Annotated in this window: 21 protein-coding genes and 3 rRNA genes; 20 read left to right on the top strand and 4 right to left on the bottom strand. The window is 38.0% G+C overall.

Going from position 1 to position 24,014, the window contains the following annotated elements:
* Positions 1-117: 117 nt before the first annotated feature.
* The 18 genes from TTHE_RS15065 (at position 118) to TTHE_RS00450 (ending at position 17,459) form a co-directional block, all read left to right on the top strand.
* Positions 118-441, top strand: a complete 324-nt coding sequence (locus TTHE_RS15065; protein ID WP_269207942.1) for a glycine radical domain-containing protein — start codon at positions 118-120, stop codon at positions 439-441.
* A gap of 29 nt (positions 442-470) precedes the next feature.
* Positions 471-1,199 carry a pyruvate formate-lyase-activating protein gene (pflA, locus tag TTHE_RS00375; RefSeq protein WP_013296635.1) on the top strand — a complete coding sequence of 243 codons (729 nt, stop codon included), beginning with the start codon at positions 471-473 and terminating at the stop codon, positions 1,197-1,199.
* Positions 1,200-1,296: 97 nt separating this feature from the next.
* Entirely contained in the window at positions 1,297-2,193 is an 897-nt protein-coding gene (locus TTHE_RS00380) for an MBL fold metallo-hydrolase (RefSeq protein WP_013296636.1), read from the top strand.
* A 226-nt stretch (positions 2,194-2,419) separates the two neighbouring features.
* Complete coding sequence (locus tag TTHE_RS00385; RefSeq protein WP_013296637.1) at positions 2,420-3,262, top strand: fumarate hydratase; 843 nt, start codon at positions 2,420-2,422, stop codon at positions 3,260-3,262.
* 27 nt (positions 3,263-3,289) lie between these two features.
* The gene (locus TTHE_RS00390) at positions 3,290-3,847 is read left to right on the top strand and encodes a Fe-S-containing hydro-lyase (protein ID WP_013296638.1); all 558 of its coding nucleotides are present in this window, start codon (positions 3,290-3,292) and stop codon (positions 3,845-3,847) included.
* Positions 3,848-3,865: 18 nt separating this feature from the next.
* A complete protein-coding gene (locus TTHE_RS00395; protein ID WP_013296639.1) occupies positions 3,866-4,423 on the top strand; it encodes a uracil-DNA glycosylase in 558 nt (185 codons plus the stop codon).
* Between the two features lie 281 nt (positions 4,424-4,704).
* Positions 4,705-6,298, top strand: a 16S ribosomal RNA gene (locus TTHE_RS00400).
* Positions 6,299-6,832: 534 nt separating this feature from the next.
* Positions 6,833-10,192, top strand: a 23S ribosomal RNA gene (locus tag TTHE_RS00405).
* A gap of 273 nt (positions 10,193-10,465) precedes the next feature.
* A 5S ribosomal RNA gene (rrf, locus tag TTHE_RS13675) occupies positions 10,466-10,620 on the top strand.
* The 16S, 23S and 5S rRNA genes sit together here, the layout of an rRNA operon.
* A gap of 172 nt (positions 10,621-10,792) precedes the next feature.
* On the top strand, positions 10,793-11,740 hold the full coding sequence (locus TTHE_RS00410; RefSeq protein ID WP_013296640.1) for an ROK family protein: 948 nt from the start codon (positions 10,793-10,795) through the stop codon (positions 11,738-11,740).
* A gap of 10 nt (positions 11,741-11,750) precedes the next feature.
* Entirely contained in the window at positions 11,751-12,311 is a 561-nt protein-coding gene (locus TTHE_RS00415; RefSeq protein ID WP_013296641.1) for a DNA-3-methyladenine glycosylase I, read from the top strand.
* A 168-nt stretch (positions 12,312-12,479) separates the two neighbouring features.
* Positions 12,480-12,686, top strand: coding sequence for a sigma factor G inhibitor Gin (locus tag TTHE_RS00420; RefSeq protein ID WP_013296642.1), 207 nt, complete (start codon positions 12,480-12,482; stop codon positions 12,684-12,686).
* A gap of 81 nt (positions 12,687-12,767) precedes the next feature.
* A complete protein-coding gene (locus tag TTHE_RS00425; RefSeq protein WP_013296644.1) occupies positions 12,768-14,189 on the top strand; it encodes an aminotransferase class I/II-fold pyridoxal phosphate-dependent enzyme in 1,422 nt (473 codons plus the stop codon).
* Complete coding sequence (tmk, locus tag TTHE_RS00430) at positions 14,189-14,806, top strand: dTMP kinase (RefSeq protein ID WP_013296645.1); 618 nt, start codon at positions 14,189-14,191, stop codon at positions 14,804-14,806. Before TTHE_RS00425 ends, tmk begins: the two co-directional genes overlap by 1 nt.
* A gap of 12 nt (positions 14,807-14,818) precedes the next feature.
* Positions 14,819-15,148, top strand: a complete 330-nt coding sequence (locus TTHE_RS00435) for a cyclic-di-AMP receptor (RefSeq protein WP_013296646.1) — start codon at positions 14,819-14,821, stop codon at positions 15,146-15,148.
* Positions 15,149-15,157: 9 nt separating this feature from the next.
* The gene (locus TTHE_RS00440) at positions 15,158-15,601 is read left to right on the top strand and encodes a YaaR family protein (protein WP_013296647.1); all 444 of its coding nucleotides are present in this window, start codon (positions 15,158-15,160) and stop codon (positions 15,599-15,601) included.
* Positions 15,602-15,611: 10 nt separating this feature from the next.
* Complete coding sequence (gene holB / locus TTHE_RS00445; protein WP_013296648.1) at positions 15,612-16,574, top strand: DNA polymerase III subunit delta'; 963 nt, start codon at positions 15,612-15,614, stop codon at positions 16,572-16,574.
* Positions 16,575-16,586: 12 nt separating this feature from the next.
* On the top strand, positions 16,587-17,459 hold the full coding sequence (locus TTHE_RS00450; RefSeq protein ID WP_013296649.1) for a PSP1 domain-containing protein: 873 nt from the start codon (positions 16,587-16,589) through the stop codon (positions 17,457-17,459).
* 24 nt (positions 17,460-17,483) lie between these two features.
* Here the strand turns inward: TTHE_RS00450 and TTHE_RS00455 are convergent, their stop codons facing one another.
* From TTHE_RS00455 to TTHE_RS00470, 4 genes are all read right to left on the bottom strand, one after another.
* On the bottom strand, positions 17,484-17,864 hold the full coding sequence (locus TTHE_RS00455; RefSeq protein ID WP_013296650.1) for a DUF1634 domain-containing protein: 381 nt from the start codon (positions 17,862-17,864) through the stop codon (positions 17,484-17,486).
* 2 nt (positions 17,865-17,866) lie between these two features.
* Positions 17,867-18,700, bottom strand: a complete 834-nt coding sequence (locus TTHE_RS00460; protein ID WP_013296651.1) for a sulfite exporter TauE/SafE family protein — start codon at positions 18,698-18,700, stop codon at positions 17,867-17,869.
* A 12-nt stretch (positions 18,701-18,712) separates the two neighbouring features.
* Positions 18,713-20,896: an alkaline phosphatase family protein gene (locus tag TTHE_RS00465; protein ID WP_013296652.1), complete on the bottom strand. Its 2,184-nt coding sequence runs from the start codon at positions 20,894-20,896 to the stop codon at positions 18,713-18,715.
* Positions 20,897-20,975: 79 nt separating this feature from the next.
* A complete protein-coding gene (locus tag TTHE_RS00470; protein ID WP_013296653.1) occupies positions 20,976-22,199 on the bottom strand; it encodes an arginine deiminase in 1,224 nt (407 codons plus the stop codon).
* 119 nt (positions 22,200-22,318) lie between these two features.
* On the opposite strand from TTHE_RS00470, the gene TTHE_RS00475 reads away from it, so the two are divergent.
* Both TTHE_RS00475 and rsmI read left to right on the top strand, forming a co-directional pair.
* Positions 22,319-23,065 (top strand): tRNA1(Val) (adenine(37)-N6)-methyltransferase, encoded by a 747-nt coding sequence (locus TTHE_RS00475; protein WP_013296654.1) that lies wholly within the window; start codon positions 22,319-22,321, stop codon positions 23,063-23,065.
* Between the two features lies 1 nt (position 23,066).
* A complete protein-coding gene (gene rsmI, locus TTHE_RS00480; RefSeq protein ID WP_013296655.1) occupies positions 23,067-23,882 on the top strand; it encodes a 16S rRNA (cytidine(1402)-2'-O)-methyltransferase in 816 nt (271 codons plus the stop codon).
* The last annotated feature ends 132 nt before the right edge of the window (positions 23,883-24,014 follow it).

The following is a 24,014-nucleotide window of genomic DNA, read 5'->3' on the forward strand; positions in this document are numbered from 1 at the left end:
AATGTCGTCTATGGGAAAAAGACAGGTGCTACACCAGATGGCAGAAAAGCCGGTGAACCATTTGCACCTGGTGCAAATCCAATGCATGGAAGAGATACAAAGGGTGCTGTTGCTTCTATGAACTCAGTATCTAAAATTCCTTATGATAGTTCATTGGACGGAATATCATATACGTTTACGATTGTGCCAAATGCATTGGGCAAAGAAGATGAAGACAAGATAAATAATCTTGTAGGATTATTGGATGGATATGCATTTAAATCTGGACATCATATCAATATAAACGTATTAAATAGAGACATGCTTATTGATGCTATGGATCATCCAGAGAAATATCCACAGCTTACCATAAGAGTATCAGGATATGCGGTTAATTTCAATAAACTGACTAAGGAACAGCAGTTGGAAGTTATATCACGTACATTCCATGAATCTATGTAAAAGTAAATTTCTTGTAAGGAGGATGTGTCATGGTTATGGGAAAAATACATTCAATAGAAACATGCGGAACTGTCGATGGACCTGGTGTGAGGTATGTTGTATTCATGCAAGGATGTCTATTGAGATGTGCATATTGCCATAACCCTGACACTTGGCATTTAAATGATGGAAAAGAAGCATCTACAGATGAAATATTTAATGATGTGAAAAGATATATACCATATATGAAAGCATCTGGCGGCGGTGTGACATTGACTGGCGGTGAACCGACACTTCAAGTAGAGTTCTGCACAGATCTATTTAAGAAGCTTAAAGCAGAGAACATACACACTGCAATAGATACGTCGGGATTTGTCGATATTGAAAAAGTAGAAGAACTTGTAAAATACACAGATCTTTTTTTGCTTGACATAAAGCATATTGATGATGATGAACATAAGAAACTTACAGGTGTTTCAAATAGAAAGACGTTAAAATTTGCAAAATATCTATCAGATATAGATAAAAAAGTCTGGATAAGACATGTGATAGTGCCGGGTATAACGGATGATATGGAAGAAATAAAGAAGTTAGCTGATTTTGTGTCGTCATTAAAGAATATAGACAGAGTTGAAATCCTGCCGTACCATAAAATGGGCGTGTATAAATATGAAGCACTTGGGATACCATATAGTTTGAAAGAAATAAATCCTCCTGACACATCAAAAATAGAAGAGATAAAAGAAGAATTTAGAAAAAGAGATATTAAAGTAGTCTAAAAGCCTCATGATGTCTGTCATGGGGCTCTTACTTTGATTTAAGTTAATAAAGGGTGTAAAATTATCATGTGATGATGTAATTTTTGGAGGTAATCGTATGAATTTAAATAAGATAAATAGAAATACGTACTACATAGATAATCCTACAAATATAGGTGTTTACACCTATAAAAACAAAAATTGTCTATTAGTAGATACTGGTATAAACAATGGACAAGCGAGAAAGATTGACAATGTATTAGTAGAAAATGGATTACATCCCAAATATATTATAAATACCCACAATCACATGGACCACTGCGGCGGTAATATATACTTTAAGACTCAGTACCCTGGGTGCGAAATCTATACATCAAATAAGGAGCGATTATATATAGAAAATCCAGAGTTGAGAGATATTGTACTATTTTCTTCATGCCCAATAAGAGATCTTGATACGACTAATAAAACATTTTCTGTTGATTTCGTCCTTGATTATGGTATCTCAAAAATTGGCGATGAAAAGTTTGATATAATATCTTTGGTGGGGCATTCAATAGATCAAATCGGTGTCATTACACCTGATAGAGTATGTTTTTTGGGAGACAGCGTATTTAGTGAGGATACAATAAAAAAATATTCACTTCCATATTTGTTTAATATAGAAAAAAGCATTGAAACTTTAAAAAAGTTAAAAGAGGTGGATGCAGACTATTTTGTAATAAGTCACATAGATAGAGTGCTTAATAAGGATGAGCTTGATGCACTTATAGAAAAAAATATTTCAAATATAGAAGATAATGTTGAAATTATACTGGAATTATTGGAACAACCTCAGACAAGGGAAGGATTGCTGCAAAACTTAGTAATATTAAACGATCTGCCATTAAATTTTACTCAGTATTATATTTATTTTTCATCGGTTTCCGCATTTTTGAGCTATTTGAGAGATAAAAAACTTATCGATTATTCCATAGAAAACGGAGAAATATATTTTTATAGAAAGCCTGTTTGAATAGATTTTTGGACTTTGCCAAAAGCTTTTGCAAACAAATAATATCATGAAAGGAGTATTTGTATGAAAGACTTTAATGGAAAAGTTGTAATAGTGACTGGAGGCGGGCAGGGTGGTATGACAGTAAAAATGATATATGTGTAAAAACCTTCCGCAAAATCTAATGTTGTAGTATTATTATTTTAATGATATTTATAGTTTTTCTATTTAGTAATGAGGTGTGCTTATGAGAGAGGTAAAAGCGGATGATATAAAAAAAACTGTCGAGCTTTTATGTATAGAAGCTAATTATAATTTACCGCAAGACGTTTTAAATACATTGAAGGAAAAGGCTTACGAGGAAGTTAGCGAAACAGGAATAGAAATACTGAATAGTATAATTGAAAATGCTGAGATTGCCAAGGTAAAAGAAATGCCAATATGCCAAGACACAGGCATAGCGGTGATTTTCGTTGAGATAGGACAAGATGTCCATGTTGTAGGTGGTAGTCTTGATGATGCTATAAATAATGGTGTTAAAGATGGATATCTCAATGGATATTTAAGAAAATCAATTGTGAATGATCCATTCGTACGTATCAACACAAATGATAATACACCACCTATTGTACATTATGATATTGTAGGCGGCGACAAATTAAAAATTACAGTTGCGCCAAAAGGCGCAGGAAGTGAAAACATGAGTGCGCTAAAGATGATGAAGCCTTCCGACGGCATTGAAGGTGTAAAGAAGTTTATAATTGATACAGTTGAAGCGTCAGGTCCTAATGCATGTCCGCCTCTGGTGGTAGGCGTTGGAATAGGCGGCAATTTTGAGTATGCGCCGTTACTTGCAAAAAAGGCCCTTTTAAGGCCGATCGATCAAAGAAGCAGTGACGGCGATGTGAGGGCATTGGAAGAAGAACTTTTATTAAAAGTAAATAGCCTTGGAATAGGACCGCAAGGACTGGGAGGTAGGATAACCGCTCTAGCAGTAAATATAGAAAAATATCCTACCCATATCGCAATGCTTCCAGTAGCTGTAAATATATCGTGTCATGTTACAAGGCATGCGACAGCTATACTATAAAAACAAATTAAAAATGTGGAGGGGAAAATGTATAAAAAGATAAATACACCTTTAACAGAAGAAGTCATAAAAAATTTAAAAGCTGGCGATACTGTTTTGATTACAGGTAAAGTTCTTACTGCCAGAGATGCTGCACATAAAAGGATGATAGAATTATTAAACAATGGTCAAGATATGCCAGTTGACATAAAAAATCAAGTAATTTACTACGTAGGACCTTGTCCTGCAAAACCTGGTCAAGCGGTAGGAAGCTGTGGGCCTACTACAAGTGGCAGAATGGATGCATACACGCCGAAACTTTTGGAGATTGGGCTTAAAGGGATGATCGGAAAAGGATACAGAAATCAAGAAGTCATTGATGCTATGATGAAGTACCACGCTGTGTATTTTACAACAATTGGTGGTGCTGGCGCATTACTATCAGAAAGAGTGATAGAGTCTAAAGTAGTTGCGTATAATGATTTAGGACCAGAGGCGATACATGAATTTACTGTCGAAGATTTCCCTGTCATTGTTACGATTGACATGTACGGAAATAATCTTTACGAAAGTGAGAAAGAAAAGTATAGAAAGGCGAATTTTTAAAACAAAAGGGTGGTTTTAATGTCGTTATTGCCTTTGAAACAACTTATGGAAGAATGTATGAATTGTACAAAATGTCCGCTGCACAATGTCAGAAACAATGTAGTTTTTGGTGAAGGAAATTTAAGGTCTAAGATTATGTTTATAGGTGAAGGACCTGGACGAGATGAAGACATTCAAGGACGACCTTTTGTTGGAAAAGCAGGTCAATTATTAAATAAAATGATTGAAGCTATAGATTTGAAAAGAGAGGATGTATACATAGCGAATATTGTGAAATGCAGACCTCCAAATAATAGAGTTCCGCTACAAAATGAAGTAGATGCCTGCCTGCCGTATCTGCGCAATCAAGTTGCAATAATAGCTCCTAAAATCATTGTATGTTTAGGTGCCACAGCGGCGAAAGCTATAATTGATAAGAATTTTAAGATAACTGTTATGAGGGGCAAGTGGATAGAAAGAAAAGGCGTAAAGATAATAGCTACTTATCATCCAGCAGCACTCTTAAGAGACCCAGAGAAAAAGTATCCTGCATGGGAGGATTTTAAATCAATAAAAAATGAACTTGAAAAAGTGTAATTTATAGTATATTGACGCATACTTGAGCATAATGCTGTTATTATTGGATAACAGCGCTATAGGGCTATTAATAGACATTGAATAGGAATTTAAAACGTGGTATATTAACACATGTCGTTTGAGAAAGCGGCGAAGCAAAGTACCAAAACAAACCAGCGAAAAGAATGTTGACAGAGAGAAATAAATGTGGTAATATAGACAATGTCGCTTGACGCGAGGTTGAACCTTGAAAACCGAACAGTGAGATAAAGCCAGTAAGAGTAAGAAGAGTAAAAGGATATAAACATGAGAGTTTGATCCTGGCTCAGGACGAACGCTGGCGGCGTGCCTAACACATGCAAGTCGAGCGATCCGGCACTCAACTAAGCGCTTACAGGAAGAAAAGACGGGAAAGAGAAAAAAGGCAGGAAGAGAAAAAAATATGAGTAAACGCGGAGTTGAGTGTCGGATAGCGGCGGACGGGTGAGTAACGCGTGGACAATCTACCCTGTAGACTGGGATAACACCTCGAAAGGGGTGCTAATACCGGATAATGTCGAGAAGCGGCATCGCTTTTCGAAGAAAGGAGGGAATCCGCTATAGGAGGAGTCCGCGTCCCATTAGCTAGTTGGTGAGGGTAAGGGCCCACCAAGGCGACGATGGGTAGCCGGCCTGAGAGGGTGAACGGCCACACTGGAACTGAGACACGGTCCAGACTCCTACGGGAGGCAGCAGTGGGGAATATTGTGCAATGGGGGAAACCCTGACACAGCGACGCCGCGTGAGTGAAGAAGGCCTTCGGGTCGTAAAGCTCAATAGTATGGGAAGAAAGAAATGACGGTACCATACGAAAGCCCCGGCTAACTACGTGCCAGCAGCCGCGGTAATACGTAGGGGGCGAGCGTTGTCCGGAATTACTGGGCGTAAAGAGCACGTAGGCGGCTATAAAAGTCAGATGTGAAAAACCTGGGCTCAACCGAGGGTATGCATCTGAAACTAAATAGCTTGAGTCAAGGAGAGGAGAGCGGAATTCCTGGTGTAGCGGTGAAATGCGTAGAGATCAGGAAGAATACCAGTGGCGAAAGCGGCTCTCTGGACTTGAACTGACGCTGAGGTGCGAAAGCGTGGGGAGCAAACAGGATTAGATACCCTGGTAGTCCACGCCGTAAACGATGGATACTAGGTGTGGGTTAGTATAATCCGTGCCGGAGTTAACGCAATAAGTATCCCGCCTGGGGAGTACGGCCGCAAGGTTGAAACTCAAAGGAATTGACGGGGGCCCGCACAAGCAGCGGAGCATGTGGTTTAATTCGAAGCAACGCGAAGAACCTTACCAGGGCTTGACATCCACAGAATCGAGTAGAAATACTTGAGTGCCTTCTATGAAGGAGCTGTGAGACAGGTGGTGCATGGTTGTCGTCAGCTCGTGTCGTGAGATGTTGGGTTAAGTCCCGCAACGAGCGCAACCCCTGTTGGTAGTTACCAGCGTAAAGACGGGGACTCTACCGAGACTGCCGTGGATAACACGGAGGAAGGCGGGGATGACGTCAAATCATCATGCCCTTTATGCCCTGGGCTACACACGTGCTACAATGGCCTGAACAGAGGGCAGCGAAGGAGCGATCCGGAGCGAATCCCAGAAAACAGGTCCCAGTTCAGATTGCAGGCTGCAACCCGCCTGCATGAAGACGGAGTTGCTAGTAATCGCGGATCAGCATGCCGCGGTGAATACGTTCCCGGGCCTTGTACACACCGCCCGTCACACCACGAGAGTTTACAACACCCGAAGTCAGTGACCTAACCGAAAGGGAGGAGCTGCCGAAGGTGGGGTAAATGATTGGGGTGAAGTCGTAACAAGGTAGCCGTATCGGAAGGTGCGGCTGGATCACCTCCTTTCTAAGGAGCAAATCCTACAAAAAGTAAAAAAGCGAATTGTAATTATTAAGAGAGAGACGATTAATTGCGCTTTCGTAATATACTAGGCGAGTGAAGCGCAGTGAGGCGTATGAGCGAAAGCGAAAGCCGTCACAACGCATAGACGGCGTTAGCCAAACAAGCGTAAGGAGCCTAAAGTATATAGAAAGCACAATTTGTCGAACGATAATAATTACAATGAGCATATCTCACTGTTCAGTTTTGAGGGTTAAACCTCAAAGTGAACCTTGAAAACTGCACAATGCGAAAAAAGGGTAACAAGAAAAACGAGTTACAATTAACCAATAACCATTGTTTAAGAAAATATTATTAAAAGCGAACGATTAATGAAGCTTACGCAATATATCACGATGAACGGAGCGCAGTTTGGCGTATGAGCGAAAGCGAAAGTCGTCACAACGCATAGACGACGTTAGCCAAACAAGCGAAGAGAATCGATGATATATAGTAAGCGGAATTTGTGAGCGTTAATAATATTTTCCAAAAACCAAAAGAGGTCAAGTTACAAAGGGCGTATGGTGGATGCCCAGGCACTTAGAGCCGAAGAAGGACGCAGCGAGCGGCGAAACGCTCCGGGGAGTCGCAAGCAGACGTAGATCCGGAGATTTCCGAATGGGGAAACCCGCTTAAGGTAATACTTAAGCATCCCATGGTGAACACATAGCCATGGGAGGGGAAACCGCGTGAACTGAAACATCTAAGTAGCGCGAGGAGAAGAAAGAAAACAGGGCCTCCCAGCGGAGAGACTCCGCTGGGAAGGTAGTGTCGATTTCCTAAGTAGCGGCGAGCGAAAAGGAAAGAGCCCAAACCATCACCGCAGGTGATGGGGTTTAGGACCACGAGAAGGTATATGGAGTGAAGCCGAACAGACCTGGGAAGGCAGGCCAAAGAAGGTGAAAGCCCTGTAGGCGTAAGCTTTAAATACCGAGTGGGATCCAGAGTACCACAGGATAGGCAACCCGGTGGGAAGACGGGAGGACCATCTCCCAAGGCTAAATACTCCTAAGTGACCGATAGCGCAAAGTACCGTGAGGGAAAGGTGAAAAGAACCCCGGGAGGGGAGTGAAAGAGAACCTGAAACCATATGTCCACAAGCAGTGGAAGTCCGGCACTCAACTGAACATGTTAGAGAGAAGAAAAAAAGAACTAGCGTGTCCAGTTGAGAGCCGGACGACCACGTACTTTTTGTAGAACGGACCGGCGAGTTATAGATATGCAGCGAGGTTAAGCGAAAGCGGAGCCGAAGCGAAAGCGAGTCTTAAGAGGGCGAAAGTTGCATATCATAGACCCGAAACCGTGCGACCTACCCATGATCAGGGTGAAGCCGGAGTAAGATCTGGTGGAGGCCCGAACCACGTTGACGTTGAAAAGTCATGGGATGAATTGTGGGTAGCGGAGAAATTCCAATCGAGCTCGGAGATAGCTGGTTCTCCCCGAAATAGCTTTAGGGCTAGCCTCAGGGGTGAAAAATATGGAGGTAGAGCACTGAATGGACTAGGGGCCAAAAAGGTTACCGAACCCTATCAAACTCCGAATGCCATATTGAGAACCCTGGGAGTCAGACTACGAGTGATAAGATCCGTGGTCAAAAGGGAAACAGCCCAGACCGACAGCTAAGGTCCCAAAGAGCATGTTAAGTGGAAAAGGAAGTAGGATTTCCAAGACAACCAGGATGTTGGCTTAGAAGCAGCCATACATTCAAAGAGTGCGTAATAGCTCACTGGTCGAGAAATCCTGCGCCGAAAATAAACGGGGCTAAAACATGCCACCGAAGCTACGGATTCGAAAGAATGGTAGGGGAGCGTACTGTACAGGGAGAAGGATAAGCGGAAGCGAATCTGGACAGTACAGTAGAGAGAATGCCGGTATAAGTAACGAGAGTAAGGCGAGAAACCTTACCGTCGAAAGCCTAAGGTTTCCTGGGGAAGGATAATCCGCCCAGGGTAAGTCGGGACCTAAGCCGAGGCGAAAGCGTAGGCGATGGACAACCGGTAATAAATCCGGTACCACCGAAATCCGTCAAAAGAGAAGCAAGGACGCAGCGAGATAAGAAAAGCGTGCGGTTGGTAGAGCACGTCCAAGCAGCGACGAAAAGAGCTTTGAGTGAAGTACCAAAGCTCATAAGAGCTGTGAAGGGGAGCCGAAAGGCGAAGTTTCGAAGGGGCTGCCAAGAAAAGTTGCTATCGAGGATAGAGGTGCCCGTACCAGAAACCGACACAGGTAGGCGAGGAGAGAATCCAAAGACGAGCGGGAGAACCCTCATTAAGGAACTCGGCAAAAAGACTCCGTAACTTCGGGAGAAGGAGTGCCGAAAGGCCGCAGAGAAGAGGCCCAAGCGACTGTTTACCAAAAACACAGGTTTCTGCTAAGTCGAAAGACGAAGTATAGGAGCTGACGCCTGCCCGGTGCTGGAAGGTTAAGGGGAAGTGTTATCCGGCACTCAACTATACCTATTAGGAGTGAAAGAAATGTATTATGTCTATATAATAAAGAACGAAAATGGAGGCATATATACAGGCTATTCAGAAAATATAAGGAAAAGACTAGAAGCTCATAATAAAGAGCTAAACAAATATACAAAGGGGCATAAATGGGAACTAATATACTATGAAGCATATAAAGCAAAAGAAGATGCCCAAAAAAGAGAAAAACAATTAAAAAAATCCCATAATGCAAGAAGATGGTTAAAAGAAAGAATAGCCAAAAGCATAAACTCTTAGTAGATAGAGTTGAGTGCCGGAGAAGCACAGAACTTAAGCCCCAGTAAACGGCGGCCGTAACTATAACGGTCCTAAGGTAGCGAAATTCCTTGTCGGGTAAGTTCCGACCTGCACGAAAGGCGTAACGACTTGGGCGCTGTCTTGATGGGGGACCCGGTGAAATTGTAGTACTCGTGAAGATGCGAGTTACCCGCGACAGGACAGAAAGACCCCATGGAGCTTTACTGCAGCTTGTCACTGAATTTTAGTAATATCTGTACAGGATAGGTGGGAGGCGGAGAAAGGTGGGCGCAAGCCTATCTGGAGCCGACGTTGGGATACCACCCTGATATTACCGAAATTCTAACATAGGAGCCGTAAGCCGGCATATGGACACTGACAGGCGGGCAGTTTGACTGGGGCGGTCGCCTCCCAAAGAGTAACGGAGGCGTCCAAAGGTTACCTCAGCGCGGAAGGAAATCGCGCGTAAGAGTGCAAAGGCAGAAGGTAGCCTAACTGCGAGAAAGACAATTCGAGCAGGGACGAAAGTCGGGCTTAGTGATCCGGCGGTAGAGAATGGGATTGCCGTCGCTCAACGGATAAAAGCTACCCTGGGGATAACAGGCTGATCTCCCCCAAGAGTCCACATCGACGGGGAGGTTTGGCACCTCGATGTCGGCTCATCGCATCCTGGGGCTGAAGTAGGTCCCAAGGGTTGGGCTGTTCGCCCATTAAAGCGGTACGCGAGCTGGGTTCAGAACGTCGTGAGACAGTTCGGTCCCTATCCGTCGCGGGCGTAGGAAATTTGAGAGGAACTGCCCTTAGTACGAGAGGACCGGGGTGGACAAACCGATGGTGTACCAGTTGCGTAGCCGTACGCACAGCTGGGTAGCCAAGTTTGGAAGGGATAAACGCTGAAAGCATCTAAGCGTGAAACCCACCTCAAGAAAAGATTTCCCATCTGGCACTCAACTATACTTACTGAAGGAAAAAAGCACTATGTACAAATGTTAGGGAATGAAATAAAATAGATTACAGTAGGTAGAGTTGAGTGCCAGAGTAAGACACCTTGGAGAAGACGAGGTAGATAGGCCGGAGGTGTAAGAGTAGAAATACTTTGAGCTGACCGGTACTAATAAGTCGAGGACTTGACCAAAGAAGCATTGTGCAGTATTCAAAGTTTATTTAAAAGCATATAGCGAAAAATATTATCACCGTTCACAAATTGTGTTTTCTATATACTAACGGCTCACTACGTTAGTTCGGCTAAAGCCGTCTATGCGTTGTGACGGCTTTTAACGCCTCACTGCACTGCGTTCGCCGAGTATATAACGAAAACGCAATTAATAGTTCACTTGTGATAATATTTTTCGAGAAGTACTTAATAGAAAAGAATTAACAGATATGCATAACAAATGAACAAAAGATTTCCGGTGGCAATAGCGGAGGTTAAAAACCCGTTCCCATTCCGAACACGGTCCCAAATCGGGGTCCCCCGAAAAGTCGCAAGACTTTTTGGGGTGATAGTGAAGCCCTCCAGCGCCGATGGTACTGATTACTCGGGAGAGTAGGTCGCTGCCGGTAAAAATTTCATATATTAGCCCCCTAAGTAAAACTCCTTATACAGGAGTTTTTTAATTTATGCGGAATTATATTTATTTACTATTGACAAATCAAACCTGCTATAAGAACATATAAATAGAAGAACATAAGCAGCTAATAAAAATTTGAGTATTTTGCTTTGGAGGCGATATTGATGAAAAAGCTGGTCTGTGGTGTTGATCTTGGCGGTACAAAGATTAATACCGGTATAATGGATAGTGATGGTAACATATTGTACAATGTAAAGGTTCCAACTGAGGCTGATAAAGGTCCCCAACATGTAATAAACAACATAAAGAAGAGCATAATAGATTCATTAAAAAATACAAAGCTGGAGATAGACCAGATTGCAGGTATAGGCATAGGCGCGCCTGGACCGTTAAATGCAGATAGCGGTGTTGTGGAATGTCCGCCTAATTTACCTGGATGGATTGATATTCATTTAGTCGACATCTTAAAACAAGAATTTAATACAGAAATCAAGCTTAATAATGATGCAAATGCTGCTGCACTTGCTGAACATTTATTTGGAGCAGGGCAAGGTATAGATGATATGGTTTATGTAACTGTAAGCACAGGTATTGGCGGTGGTGCCATAATAGGGGGAAAATTGTATAATGGAGCAAACTCTAATGCAGCAGAGATTGGACACCACTCGATAAACTTTGATGGCCCTAGATGGTGCAACTGTGGCAATCCCGGCTGCTTGGAGTCTTATGCTTCTGGTACATCGCTAGTTAAATTTGCTAAAAAATATATAGAATCAGGAAGAGATACCATTCTTAAAAACATCCCGATGGATGAACTGAAGGCTGAGAATATTTTCGATGCAGCGAAGTCAGGTGATGAATTAGCTTTGAAGCTTATAGAAAATGAAGCATTTTATTTAGGAGTAGGTATTGTAAATATAATGGCTTTTTATAATCCAAAGAGGATAATAATAGGTGGTGGCCTTTCAAGTCAATGGGATGTTTTATACGATAAGATGATGAAGACAGTTAAAGATAGAGCATTGAAGCCAAACAGAGAAATTTGCGATGTTGTCAAAGCAAAGCTTGGTGGAGATGTTGGACTTATAGGTGCTGCTGCACTTGTTTTGTAAGGAGGATACAATGGAAAGATGTCCGTGGTGCCTAAATGATGAACTTTACATAAAGTACCATGATACGGAATGGGGCGTGCCTATCCATGACGATAAAATTCACTTTGAGTTTTTGGTGCTGGAATCTGCCCAGGCGGGATTAAATTGGCTTACGATACTTAAAAAAAGAGATAATTATAGAAAAGCGTACGATGATTTTGATCCACAAAAAGTTTCTTTGTTCGATGAGAAAAAGATATTAGAGCTTTTAAATGATAAAGGAATCATTAGAAACAGAAAAAAAATCGAATCATCAATTATAAATGCCAAAGCTTTTTTAAAGATTCAAAAGGAATACGGGAGTTTTGATAGTTATATTTGGAGTTTCACAGAAGGGAAACCTATCATTAATCATTGGAAAAGCATCGAAGAAATACCTTCTAAGACTCCATTATCTGATAAGATAAGCAATGATCTTAGAAAAAGAGGTTTTAAATTTGTAGGCTCAACGATAATATATTCTCATATGCAGGCTACAGGAATAGTAAATGATCACATTATATCCTGTTTTAGGCATAGAGATTTATCATGAGATATGTCAAAATGATTTATTAAAAAATACATGCAGGGCTTGGTGCAAATTGAATTGAGACCTGCCTTTTTTTATTCTTATAATAATATAATGTTAGTAGGAAAGCGTATAGATACTGGTTGTCATGGAAATAATTATAATAGAATATTATGAAAGATGGTGTAGCATATGGAAAGCATGTTAAAAACTAAAAAGTGCTTTATATGCAATCATGAAAAGACGGATGGTATTGAGGTATTAGGAGAATTTTTATGCAATGACTGCCAGAAGATTATTGTTGATATGTCGCCTGATGATGTGGAATATGAATATTACAGAAAAAAAATGATAGATATCTGGCGAAACTATACAAAGGATGTTGAATATGAGGACTGATAGTGGCATGTCCTCATATTTTTTTATAGTAATAGTTAGGTTTGTATGGTATTATATATTTATGATACTTGAAAAAAGGTGATGAAATTGTCAGCACCATTATATGAAGCGTTATTAAAGTATGTAGAAGATGGTACTATGCCATATCATATGCCAGGTCATAAAGAAGGTAGAATTATTTCCCGGAAATATATTGAGAATCTTGCCAAAATAGATTTGACGGAAGTTCCCGGCACAGATAATCTGCATGACCCTCAAGGACCGATTTTGGAGGCTGAAAAACTTGCAGCGAAAGCATTTGGCGCAAAGATGTCTTTTTTTCTTGTAAACGGTACTACATGTGGAATATATGCTGCAATGTCTGCCGTGTTAAACGATGGTGATGCGGTGCTTATTCAAAGAAATTCACACAAATCTGTATACAATGGTTTAATACTTACAGGTGCTACGCCAGTATATTTAAATCCATTGATGGATTATGAAGATGGGATAGCAATGGGAGTATCTGTTGATGAACTTGAAGGTCTTCTTAAAGATAATAAAGACATAAAAGCGGTTTTGATTACATATCCAAATTATTATGGATTTTGCATAGATATAAAAAGAATAGTTGATTTAGTGCATAAGTACAACAAGATTTTGATTGTAGATGAAGCACATGGTGCACACTTTGCGTTTTCAGACAGATTGCCATTACCGGCATCTAAAGCGGGTGCTGATATTGTTGTTGAAAGCATTCACAAGACTTTACCCGCCTTTACGCAAAGTTCAATATTGCATGTGAATACGGATAGAGTTGACGCTGATAGATTAAAATTTTATTTGAGCCTTTATCAATCTACATCTCCATCATATATTTTAATGACATCAATTGACTTGGCCAGAGATTTTATGGAAAGAAAAGGCAAAGATAGACTAGATAAATGTGTAAATTTATCAATAGATGCTCGAAATAAATTGAATGCAATTGAAGGTGTAAAGTGTATAGGAGATGACGTTGTAGGCAAGTATGGAATTAATGATTATGATACAACAAAGCTTGCCATAAGCATAAAGGGTCTCGGGATATCAGGAAGTGAAGCAGAAAGGATATTGCGGGAAAATTTCAATATCCAAATGGAGATGTCTGATTTATACAATATACTGGCAATAATGACTGTTGCAGATGATGAAAAGGAGTTTGACAAATTAGTAAAATCTATTGAAGGACTTTTAAAATACAAAAGGAATCAAGAAATAAGACTTATTGACTATTATCCTGATGTGCCGGAGATGAAAATGAAACCTTCAGAAGCAGTTAAAAAGCCTTATACACTTCTAAAAATAGATGATGCAGTAGATTCAGTTTCTTTGGACTATGTTATTCCATATCCGCCAGGTGTGCCTCTTATATGTCCTGGAGAAATCATAAAAAAAGATATGGTACAATATATAAAATTACTATATAATATAGGTATAAAGATTGTAGGCATTGATAATTTAAATATACGGGTGTTTAAATAATGTACAAAGGAAAACTTATCACATTTGAAGGTATCGACGGTAGCGGAAAAACGACACAAATCAATCTACTTAAAGAATATCTTTTAAACATTGGACGGGATATTGTAGTATTGAGAGAACCTGGTGGCACCAGTGTAGGTGAGAAAATCAGAAATATACTCCTTGATAAAAAAAATAAGATAGTTCCTACCGCAGAAGCTCTTTTATATGCAGCATCAAGGGCAGAATTAGTAAAAGAAGTGATAATACCATCTTTAAATAATGGAAAGATTGTTATATTAGATAGGTTTGTTGACAGTTCTATAGTATATCAAGGATATGCAAGGGGCATTGGTGTAAAAGCTGTTGAGGAGATAAATAATATCGCTATAGCTGGTCTTGTACCAGATTTGACTATATACTTGGATATAAAGCCCAAAGACACTATAAAGCGAATTGATAGAAGGAAAGACAAAGACCGCCTTGAGATGGAAGATTTGGAATTTCATGAGAAGGTTTATGAAGGGTATAAACAATTGATAAAATCAAGGCCGGATAGATATTTAGTTATAGATGCCACACATGACATTGATTATATACAGAAAAGCATCGTTAAAGAAATAAGTAAAATCATATAAGGAGGGGAAAAAATGAAACTGATTTTTGCTATAGTACAGGACGAGGACGTAAGGCGGCTAATGGATGGACTGACAGAGAAAGGTTTTAGCTTTACGAGGGTTGCTTCTACAGGTGGTTTTTTAAGGTCTGGCAATACAACATTGATGATAGGTGTTGAAGATGAGAAACTTGACGATGCCATTGAAGTAATAGAGAAAAAATGTAAGACGAGAGACAGAATTATTACTTCTCCGACTCCAATGGGTGGTGCAACAGATATTTTTATTCCGCAGCCTGTTGAGATCTCTATCGGCGGTGCTACAGTGTTCGTTATCGATGTTGAAAAATTCTTCAGGATATAGGTGTTTTGTATGAAAATACAAGAGATAAATTCCAACAAAATAACGGCAGGATATACCAAAGATGACAGAAGCGGCAGAACTTCTGTTTTAAAGTTTGAAGATGTTTTTGACAGTGAAATAAGTAAAGTAAAAGACAGTATTATAGATAAAATGTTAAATGAGATTGACGATGCTGCTGAAAAATTAAAAGAAAATTTAAATTTGGATAATTTGTTAATTTATAAGAAAAAAGTTAAAGAATTTTTACAAAGCTCCATAAATGGCATGTTTCGAAGAAATAAGAGAGAATCCATCAGTTTAAATGGACGAAAGAAGATTTATACTATTGTAGATAAAGTGAATGAGAAGCTTGAAATGATGACGAAAGAGTTTATAGAGGGAAACAAAAAGAACATTGATCTTTTAAGTGCTATTGAGGAAATTAGAGGATTATTGGTAGATATATATTCGTAGGTGAATTTTGATGTTTAAAATATATGGGCATAAAAATATTCTGGCGCTATTTAACAAAATTGTGAGTTCCCAAAAGATAGCAAACGCCTATCTCTTTATTGGAGAAAGTGGGTTTGGAAAAGAATTTATGGCAAAATATTTTGCTATGATGATAAACTGTAAAAATGGTTCTAAACCTTGTTTAAGTTGTCCTTCATGTATTCAAATGATATCAGGTAATCATCCTGATATTTTCTTTATAGAGCCTGATGGAATTTCAATAAAAGTTGAGACATTAAGAAATGTCGTAATAAACAATGCTTATGTGAAACCATACAACTCTTATAAGAAGATTTTTATAATAAAAGAAGCTGAAAAAATGACAGAGCAAGCCCAAAACAGTATACTTAAGACACTAGAGGAACCTCCTGAATATGGACTTTTCATTTTAACATCATCCAAGATGGAAGGTCTTTTACCAACAATTGTGTCAAGATGTGAAATAATAAGGTTTACTAGAGAGTCAGACGAAGTAATAGAAGACTATCTTATAAATGAAAAGAAAATTGACAGGAGTAAGGCTAAAAAAATAGCTTCAATTGCCAATGGCAATTACGGAAAGGCAAATCTGTTGATTGATGAAGGTTATTCTAGAATAAGGTCGGAATTGGGAGATATTTTATACAATGTGATTAACCAAGACAAGGCATTGAGGCTTGAAAGTTTTAAATTTTTTGATGAGAACAGAGAAATGATAGATGATATAATCGATATAATGTTTTCCTATTTGAGGGATTTGATGATATTAAAATTATTGGGCAGCGAAGAATACATCATAAACAAAGATATGGTTGATAAACTTAAGGATTTTTCAGACAATTTGACAGGATTTAAGCTAAATAATATAATTAATGAGATAGGAGAGCTTGCTTTTAATCTTAAGTCAAATGTAAATTATCAATTAGCTATTGAAAAATTTCTCTTAAATATTTAGGAGGTTTTAATTTTGTATACAGTTGTAGGAATTCGGTTTAAAAAAGCCGGTAAAATATATTATTTTGATCCAGGCGATTTGCCTGTAAATGTAGGAGACAATGTTATTGTTGAGACAGCCAGAGGAATAGAATTTGGAGAAGTTGTCGTTGGAAAACGAGAGGTTAATGATGACGAAATAATAGCTCCGCTGAAAATGGTACTGAGAATTGCAACTGACGAAGATTTAGAACACTATAAAGAGAATAAGGATTGCGAAGCAGAGGCTTTTGGTGTCTGTATGGACATGATAAAAGAGCATAATTTAGATATGAAATTGATCGATGTTGAATACACATTTGACAACAACAAAATAATATTTTATTTTACTGCTGATGGTAGAATAGATTTTCGTGATCTTGTAAAAGATCTAGCTGCGGTTTTTAAGACGAGAATTGAGCTTAGGCAAATAGGTGTAAGAGATGAATCCAAGATTGTGGGTGGCCTTGGACCTTGCGGTAGACCTCTTTGTTGTGTAACTTTTTTAGGCGATTTTGAGCCTGTTTCGATTAAAATGGCAAAAGACCAAAACCTGTCATTGAATCCTACGAAAATATCAGGTTTGTGTGGTAGATTAATGTGCTGTTTAAAATATGAGCAGGACACCTATGAGGAAGTGAGGTCTGAACTGCCTTCAGTAGGAAGCCTTATAAAAGTCGACGATAAAGAAATGAGGATAACTGAAGTCGATGTTGTAAGAAAAAAGCTTAAAGTAAAGATGAAAAATGCAGAAGGAATAGAGATAACGAAGGAATACGACCCAGAAGATGTGACTGTTATAGAAGATAAAAAAGATGAAATTTCGGAAATTTACAATGAAATATTAGGCGATGATTTTATTGAATAAAAAAGAGACTTTGACTCTCTTTTTTTATCCAATTTTACCCAACATAAAGCTAAGTATTAAAATAATGAAGACTGCTGATGTTATGTATACATACATATAGTCCTTTTCTTGAAAGAACGTAATGATGGATACCCCGACTCGAAATACGGGAGTTAGTATAAGCACTAACAGACCTGTCATAATTATTGAATAAGGTTTTAAAGACAGCAATCCCTTTAATACAGCTGCAATGGATGTTGGGTACGAGTTTGCTGGATATCCGCTGTTGTTAGTTGCAAAAAATATAATGAGACCTATCAATATTATTAGTGCACTTATTAATACGCCTGCCCTTAAAGTCTTGCTAATAATAAGCTCCATATTTTCAATTTTTTCATTTTGATTTTGATTTTTTTTGCTTTCCATATCTATACCCCCAAACCTTTTAAAAGCATTTCGATTGAGACGTATGCCAGAACAGGTATGAATATCTTTCTTATGGTTGTACTCTTCATATTTGTCATGATTTTTGTGCCCAATGTTGCTCCTAGTAATACGCCAAGTGCAACAGGACCTGCTATCTTTGGATCTATGTCACCTCTTACAAGGTATACTCCTGCACTGGCAGCAGCAGTAACTCCCATCATAAAGTTGCTGGTAGCAGTTGATACTTTCATAGGAAGTCTCATAAATAGATCCATTGCCATTACTTTAAAGATACCACTTCCTATGCCTAATAACCCAGATATTACACCTGCTATGTACATCATGCCAAACCCTTTATTTACACCTGTCACATTGTATCTTATCTCTTTTTTCAACACTTTATCATAATAAGATCCTTCTAGTTTCAACTTTTTTGCAATTGGTTGAGATACTACTCCTACAGGTAATTCCTCATTGCGCTTTTTTAACATCGTATATGCAGAATACAAAAGAAGAAGTCCAAAAATGATGTATAAATATTTTGAACTTATTAAGCCGGCAATATATGCACCTGTGAGAGCACCTGTTGTAGTGGCAATTTCTAAGAACATACCTATCCGTATGTTTGTTATTTTATCCCTGACATATGTAACGGCAGCACCGCTGGAAGTCGCTATTACAGATATGATGCTGGCGCCTATTGCGTATTTTATATTTACTCCCAGCAGCAGTGTAAGCATTGGTATGACTATTATACCGCCGCCTAGTCCTAAAAGCGCTCCAAAAATTCCGGCAGCAATTGATATAATAAGTATTTCTAAAGACATCAATATCACATTACCATCTCCTTAAATTTCGCTTTTCCTTATTTCCCCTTCTAACATTATGAGTATTGGAGGAAATGCATATATGCACATTGTAGATGCAGCCACTATGCCGGCATCGTTGAATGCTAAGGCAAAAAGCATTCCCACAATGCTGCCGAAGAAACCGTAGTAGATGTATTTATTTTTCTTAAATATGCTTTTAAGTATTCCTGTTGGCTTATAAGACAAGATAAACAAGCTCATTATTGTTATGATTAAAACCCAAGACCATATGGTATATCTTATTAAGGTTAGTTCCATATTTAATTTACGGGCGAATATTTTATACAATGCAGTTATTCCTTCATTTTTTACAATTAATGCTGTTTGTGCCATATGTGTAACCGTGTCCATAAACATCGATGCTATGAACATGAGGGTTAAAAGCAGCACCATAGATATAAACAAAATCAATAGATTTTTATAATTGATTTTAATTTCTGACATAAGCAAAAGTGTTACACCGAAAGCCATAAAACCTGTTATAAATCCGCCTATTTTGGCACCGTATTGAGGAAGTACCATCAGCAGGAACACTAAGGCGAAAAATAAGACGCCAGAAAATTTAGTGGCTTTGTTGTCGTACTTTTGAATAAGTGCCATAACACCCATTATAGTGGAACCTATCAAGACTCCCATGTATTCATTTCCTATGCCGTAAAATCTTGCACCTGCTATGACGTCATATCCTAAAATAGAGCCTTTCATCAGATGTGCTCCTGTAAAAATGTCAACCGTAATTGTCAAAGCAGTTAAAAGGCTTATCACTATTAGCATATTAAGTTCATTTTTAGCAAAAAGTTTTATTATAAGCAATAAAGCTATTGTTATAAGTATCAAAGCGATCATGCTTGAATACACAGTCAAAGGCCCAAAAAGGGACAAAATCAAAAGCGACAGAGGGACGATCATCACGCCTAAAACTATAGGTTTCAAGTATTTTAAGTAGTTGATCTTTAGAAATAGCGTAATCAGGTAAAGTATTAAAATTATGATTAGAAAAATTACGTAACTTTTTAAGACGATGGGTCGTGCAGTGTAGATAGACACTACTTTATCATTTAGATTTTCCAAGTAATTTACTTTGTCTTGGGTCTTTATGTTCGTTATGGGATGTCCTAACATTTCTACAGGTGCCTTTATGCCGAAATAATTAAGTATTGTAGGCGCCAAATCTAAATTTGTAATGATCCCATTTCTTTTTGTTGTGATAGATGTTGTAAGTCCGTTGTATCCGGGACCATAGATTATTATTGGCGATAGTAGATTGTTAGTAGACATATCGCTTTTTGAAGGGTAAGGCGTCGCCACTATAAGCAAATCCCTCGATGGATCCAAGTTTTTTAGAAGCTTTCCTATGAATGCATCAGCGTTTTTTATGGCGTATTCTTCATATTTTGATGCCAATTGGTCTGATACGTTGGAAGAATAGCTATCTACTCTCGATGTATCACCAGTGTCGATTACAAAGAATCCACCATTTTTATCGTATTTTTGAAAATAGTCAAAGATTTTATTGTAATCAGTGCTAATAAAATAGGGGCTATTTCTATCGTACTTCAATACATTTTCACTGACATCGCCAAATGCTGTACCTTTCTCATCCATGGCGATTAGCGCCCCATACCTTCTATATGAAACTGAGCTGTCTGTTATTATATCAGAATTTCCAAAGACGTATGTAGGAATGTTGTTATCCTTTAGCAGTTGTCCTAAAAGACCAGGCGTAATCTTGTAGTCGGCTCTTTTGCTGCTTTGTATAAGGTTTGATATGCCTATATTTACTATGTTTGCATTTCCATAGTCATCTCCTGTGTTAAGCTCGTAAATTTCCCCCGCGGTTCCGAAAGAATATTTTTCGTTCACATTAAGACTTATTTGACCGATGTCATGAGCACTTGCCCTTGTGCCGGTTCCAAATGTCAAATACCCAGATGCATCGACGTAACCATCAGCATTTCTGACATTCATAAGACCAACTGAACCGTTGTTGATTAGCTTTTGAATGTTTTTTGCGTCGTATTTTGTATAGTCACTTAGACTAACCCTGTCGATTATTACAAGCACTACTTTTTTATTGTTGCTTGTATCAGCATAACTTTTTTGTGGCAGCATAAAAGTCAAAGTCATCAATAAAAGCATAAAAGCAGTGATAAATTTCTTCAAGTGAAACACACCCTCTATAGTTTTTTATTTATTATACACCATAAATGTTAAGAAATTATTAAAAAGAGGGTAAAACCCTCTAATATCTCAAAAGCGGCATACTCATGCATCTTGGACCGCCTCTTCCTCTTGATAGCTCTGATCCTTCAATTCCGATGACTTCAATGCCTTCTTTTTCCATGATTTTGTTAGATGATTCATTTCGAGAATATGTTATGACTTTTCCAGGTGCTATAGCAAGCGTATTTGTGCTGTCACTCCACTGTTCCCTTGCCGATGTAATTGCATTTAGACCGCCTGTTGGTATTATCTCTATGTTGCTTAGATTAAGTGATGATTTTAATGCATCCATAAGGTCTTTTTCTTTTTTTATTGAAAAACCCTTATCTTCTTTTATGATGCTGAATACCCTTAAATCCCTTTTTATACCTGGGTAAAATACAAATCTTTCTTTGTCAACCATTGTAAATACTGTATCGAGATGCATATAAGACCTGTTAATAGGTATTTGTACGACAAGGATATGTTCAACAGTTGATCCACCTTCAAAAAGATTACGTGCTAGCTGCTCTATAGCTTGTGGTGTCGTCCTCTCACCACAACCTACGGCAATTACTTTATCACTTAATATCAGCACATCACCGCCTTCTAGAGAATGAAAATACGTGTTGTCATACCAGCATGGGATATTGTTTCTCTTAAATATATCGTGATTTTTGTATATGTATTTTAATATGAGTGTTTCTGGCTTCCTTGCTGCTGTTTTCATGGAGCTTATCATCAGGCCTCCATCTATCATTGCACCTGGATCCCTTGTAAAGTACATGTTTGGAACAGGCTTAATATAAAAATAGTGATCCTCATAGATAAACTCTGCAAGTCCCATAGGTATGTTGTTAGATTCAATATCTCCCTTTTCAAGGCCGCTTATAGCTATTTCTGCAATATCGTCATAGCTCATGTCTAAAAGGTAATCTTTTAAGTAATTTTTTGACTCAAGAGACGTGATGCCATTTATCTTGAGAAGATCAACAATAAATTGTTCTTTTATATTCTCATCTTTTAATACATCCTTTAAGAGATCTTTAATATAAAGCACAGTTATACCATTATCTCTTAATACTTTTGCAAACTCATCATGTTCTTCTTGTATTTTCTTAACCCATGGAATATCATCGAAAAGCAGTTCTGATAGATTTTGCGGAGTAAGCCTTTCCAATTCTTTTCCAGGCCTGTGCAAAATAACTGCTTTTAAATTTCCTATCTCTGATGATACATGAGGTACTAACAATGGGTGCGTCACCAGCACATTCCTCCCTATGTATAAACTCTTTATATAGTATACTTTGCTTATATCCATTTTTCAATACAATTTATATTAATTTATCAATATGGTAAAATTATTTGTAATGAGGTGGGAATATGCTAAAGAATGGCGAAAGAATTGATGATTTAAATTTAAATGGACTTAAAATTATTCAGCATGAAAATAAATTCAAGTTTGGAATGGATGCAATATTGCTTTCAAATTTTGTATACACAAAAAGAGGAGATAAAATTATCGATTTAGGTTGCGGTACTGGAATTATACCTATCTTAATTGCTGGAAAGTCCAGCAATACACATGTTACAGGAGTGGAGATACAAAGAGATGTTGCTGATATAGCAAAAAGAAATGTGGTGCTTAATAACCTTACAGATAGAATAGAAATAATAAATGATGATATACGAAATATTGTGGATAAGTTAGGCGTTGAAAAATATGATATAGTAACAACAAATCCACCTTATATGCCACATAAGACGGGATTTGATAAAAGCAATGAAAGTGAAAACATCTCAAGATACGAGATAAATGGCGGATTGCAGGATTTTGTCAAGGTAGCATCTAAGCTCTTGAAATTTGGTGGAAAGTTTTTTATGGTACATAGGGTGGATAGACTTGTGGATATTGTTTATAATTTAAGGATTTGCAATCTCGAGCCTAAAAAAATTAGATTTGTACATCCATATGTTGAAGAAAAACCAAATTTAGTATTGGTTGAAGCTAAAAAAGGTGCCAAAAGTGGTGTTGTCATAATGAAGCCTTTGTACATTTATAATAGGGAAGGAAAATACACTGACGAGCTTTTAAGCATATATGGCAAAACTACAATAGAGGAGGAATAAAATGTCTGGAAATCTATTTTTATGTCCTACTCCAATAGGGAATCTCGAAGATATAACATTGAGGGTTTTAAGGATACTTAAGGAAGTAGATATTATTGCTGCAGAGGATACAAGGCAAACTATGAAACTCTTAAATCACTATGATATAAAAAAAACAGTTGTAAGTTATCATGAGCATAATAAGGTTTCAAGTGGATTAAAACTTGTTGATGAGCTAAAGGCAGGAAAAAACGTAGCACTGGTTACCGATGCAGGTACACCTGGCATATCTGATCCTGGGGAAGATCTTGTGAGGCTCTGTATAAATGAAAAAATAAATGTAGTATCGCTTCCAGGTGCCACGGCAATAACGACAGCTCTTGTAGGTTCTGGACTTGACACTAAGAAGTTTGTGTTTATGGGCTTTTTGCCTACTAAAAAAAGTGATAGAGAAGAGGCTATGAAAGAAATATCCAGAGAAAAGAGAACAGTTATCATTTATGAAGCTCCTCACAGGATAATTTCCACATTAAATGAAATTAAATCGTACATAGGCGATAGAAAGATAGCAGTGGCAAGGGAACTTACAAAAGTACATGAGGAGTATATAAGGGGTACTGTAGAGGAGGTTTTATATAAACTTGGGGATGGGGTAAAAGGAGAATTAGTGGTGGTAATTGAAGGTGCGAAAGATGAGATTTTGGTGGAGCCCAAAGAACTTTTGCAAAAATACCTTGAATGTGGCATCGATAAAAAAGAAGCAATTAAAATGACAGCAAAGCAATTAAAAATACCAAAGAGTGAAATTTACAAACTTACATTAAAAGAAGACAGATGATTCGATTCTGTATCTCAGTATCAATTGATAATGATAATCAATAATTTCAAAAATAAAAAATGCTTAATATATTGCATATTTTTAAGTTTAAGCATATAATATGTATTATATTAAATATTTTCAATTGATACT

Source organism: Thermoanaerobacterium thermosaccharolyticum DSM 571, assembly GCF_000145615.1.
Lineage (GTDB): Bacteria > Bacillota > Thermoanaerobacteria > Thermoanaerobacterales > Thermoanaerobacteraceae > Thermoanaerobacterium > Thermoanaerobacterium thermosaccharolyticum.

What these genes read in the sequence shown, in the direction of transcription:
- TTHE_RS15065 (WP_269207942.1), top strand. Translation starts at nt 118, where the DNA reads ATGAACTCAGTATCTAAAATTCCTTATGATAGTTCATTGGACGGAATA.
- pflA (WP_013296635.1), top strand. Translation starts at nt 471, where the DNA reads ATGGTTATGGGAAAAATACATTCAATAGAAACATGCGGAACTGTCGAT.
- TTHE_RS00380 (WP_013296636.1), top strand. Translation starts at nt 1,297, where the DNA reads ATGAATTTAAATAAGATAAATAGAAATACGTACTACATAGATAATCCT.
- TTHE_RS00385 (WP_013296637.1), top strand. Translation starts at nt 2,420, where the DNA reads ATGAGAGAGGTAAAAGCGGATGATATAAAAAAAACTGTCGAGCTTTTA.
- TTHE_RS00390 (WP_013296638.1), top strand. Translation starts at nt 3,290, where the DNA reads ATGTATAAAAAGATAAATACACCTTTAACAGAAGAAGTCATAAAAAAT.
- TTHE_RS00395 (WP_013296639.1), top strand. Translation starts at nt 3,866, where the DNA reads ATGTCGTTATTGCCTTTGAAACAACTTATGGAAGAATGTATGAATTGT.
- TTHE_RS00410 (WP_013296640.1), top strand. Translation starts at nt 10,793, where the DNA reads ATGAAAAAGCTGGTCTGTGGTGTTGATCTTGGCGGTACAAAGATTAAT.
- TTHE_RS00415 (WP_013296641.1), top strand. Translation starts at nt 11,751, where the DNA reads ATGGAAAGATGTCCGTGGTGCCTAAATGATGAACTTTACATAAAGTAC.
- TTHE_RS00420 (WP_013296642.1), top strand. Translation starts at nt 12,480, where the DNA reads ATGGAAAGCATGTTAAAAACTAAAAAGTGCTTTATATGCAATCATGAA.
- TTHE_RS00425 (WP_013296644.1), top strand. Translation starts at nt 12,768, where the DNA reads ATGAAATTGTCAGCACCATTATATGAAGCGTTATTAAAGTATGTAGAA.
- tmk (WP_013296645.1), top strand. Translation starts at nt 14,189, where the DNA reads ATGTACAAAGGAAAACTTATCACATTTGAAGGTATCGACGGTAGCGGA.
- TTHE_RS00435 (WP_013296646.1), top strand. Translation starts at nt 14,819, where the DNA reads ATGAAACTGATTTTTGCTATAGTACAGGACGAGGACGTAAGGCGGCTA.
- TTHE_RS00440 (WP_013296647.1), top strand. Translation starts at nt 15,158, where the DNA reads ATGAAAATACAAGAGATAAATTCCAACAAAATAACGGCAGGATATACC.
- holB (WP_013296648.1), top strand. Translation starts at nt 15,612, where the DNA reads ATGTTTAAAATATATGGGCATAAAAATATTCTGGCGCTATTTAACAAA.
- TTHE_RS00455 (WP_013296650.1), bottom strand. Translation starts at nt 17,864, where the DNA reads ATGGAAAGCAAAAAAAATCAAAATCAAAATGAAAAAATTGAAAATATG.
- TTHE_RS00475 (WP_013296654.1), top strand. Translation starts at nt 22,319, where the DNA reads ATGCTAAAGAATGGCGAAAGAATTGATGATTTAAATTTAAATGGACTT.
- rsmI (WP_013296655.1), top strand. Translation starts at nt 23,067, where the DNA reads ATGTCTGGAAATCTATTTTTATGTCCTACTCCAATAGGGAATCTCGAA.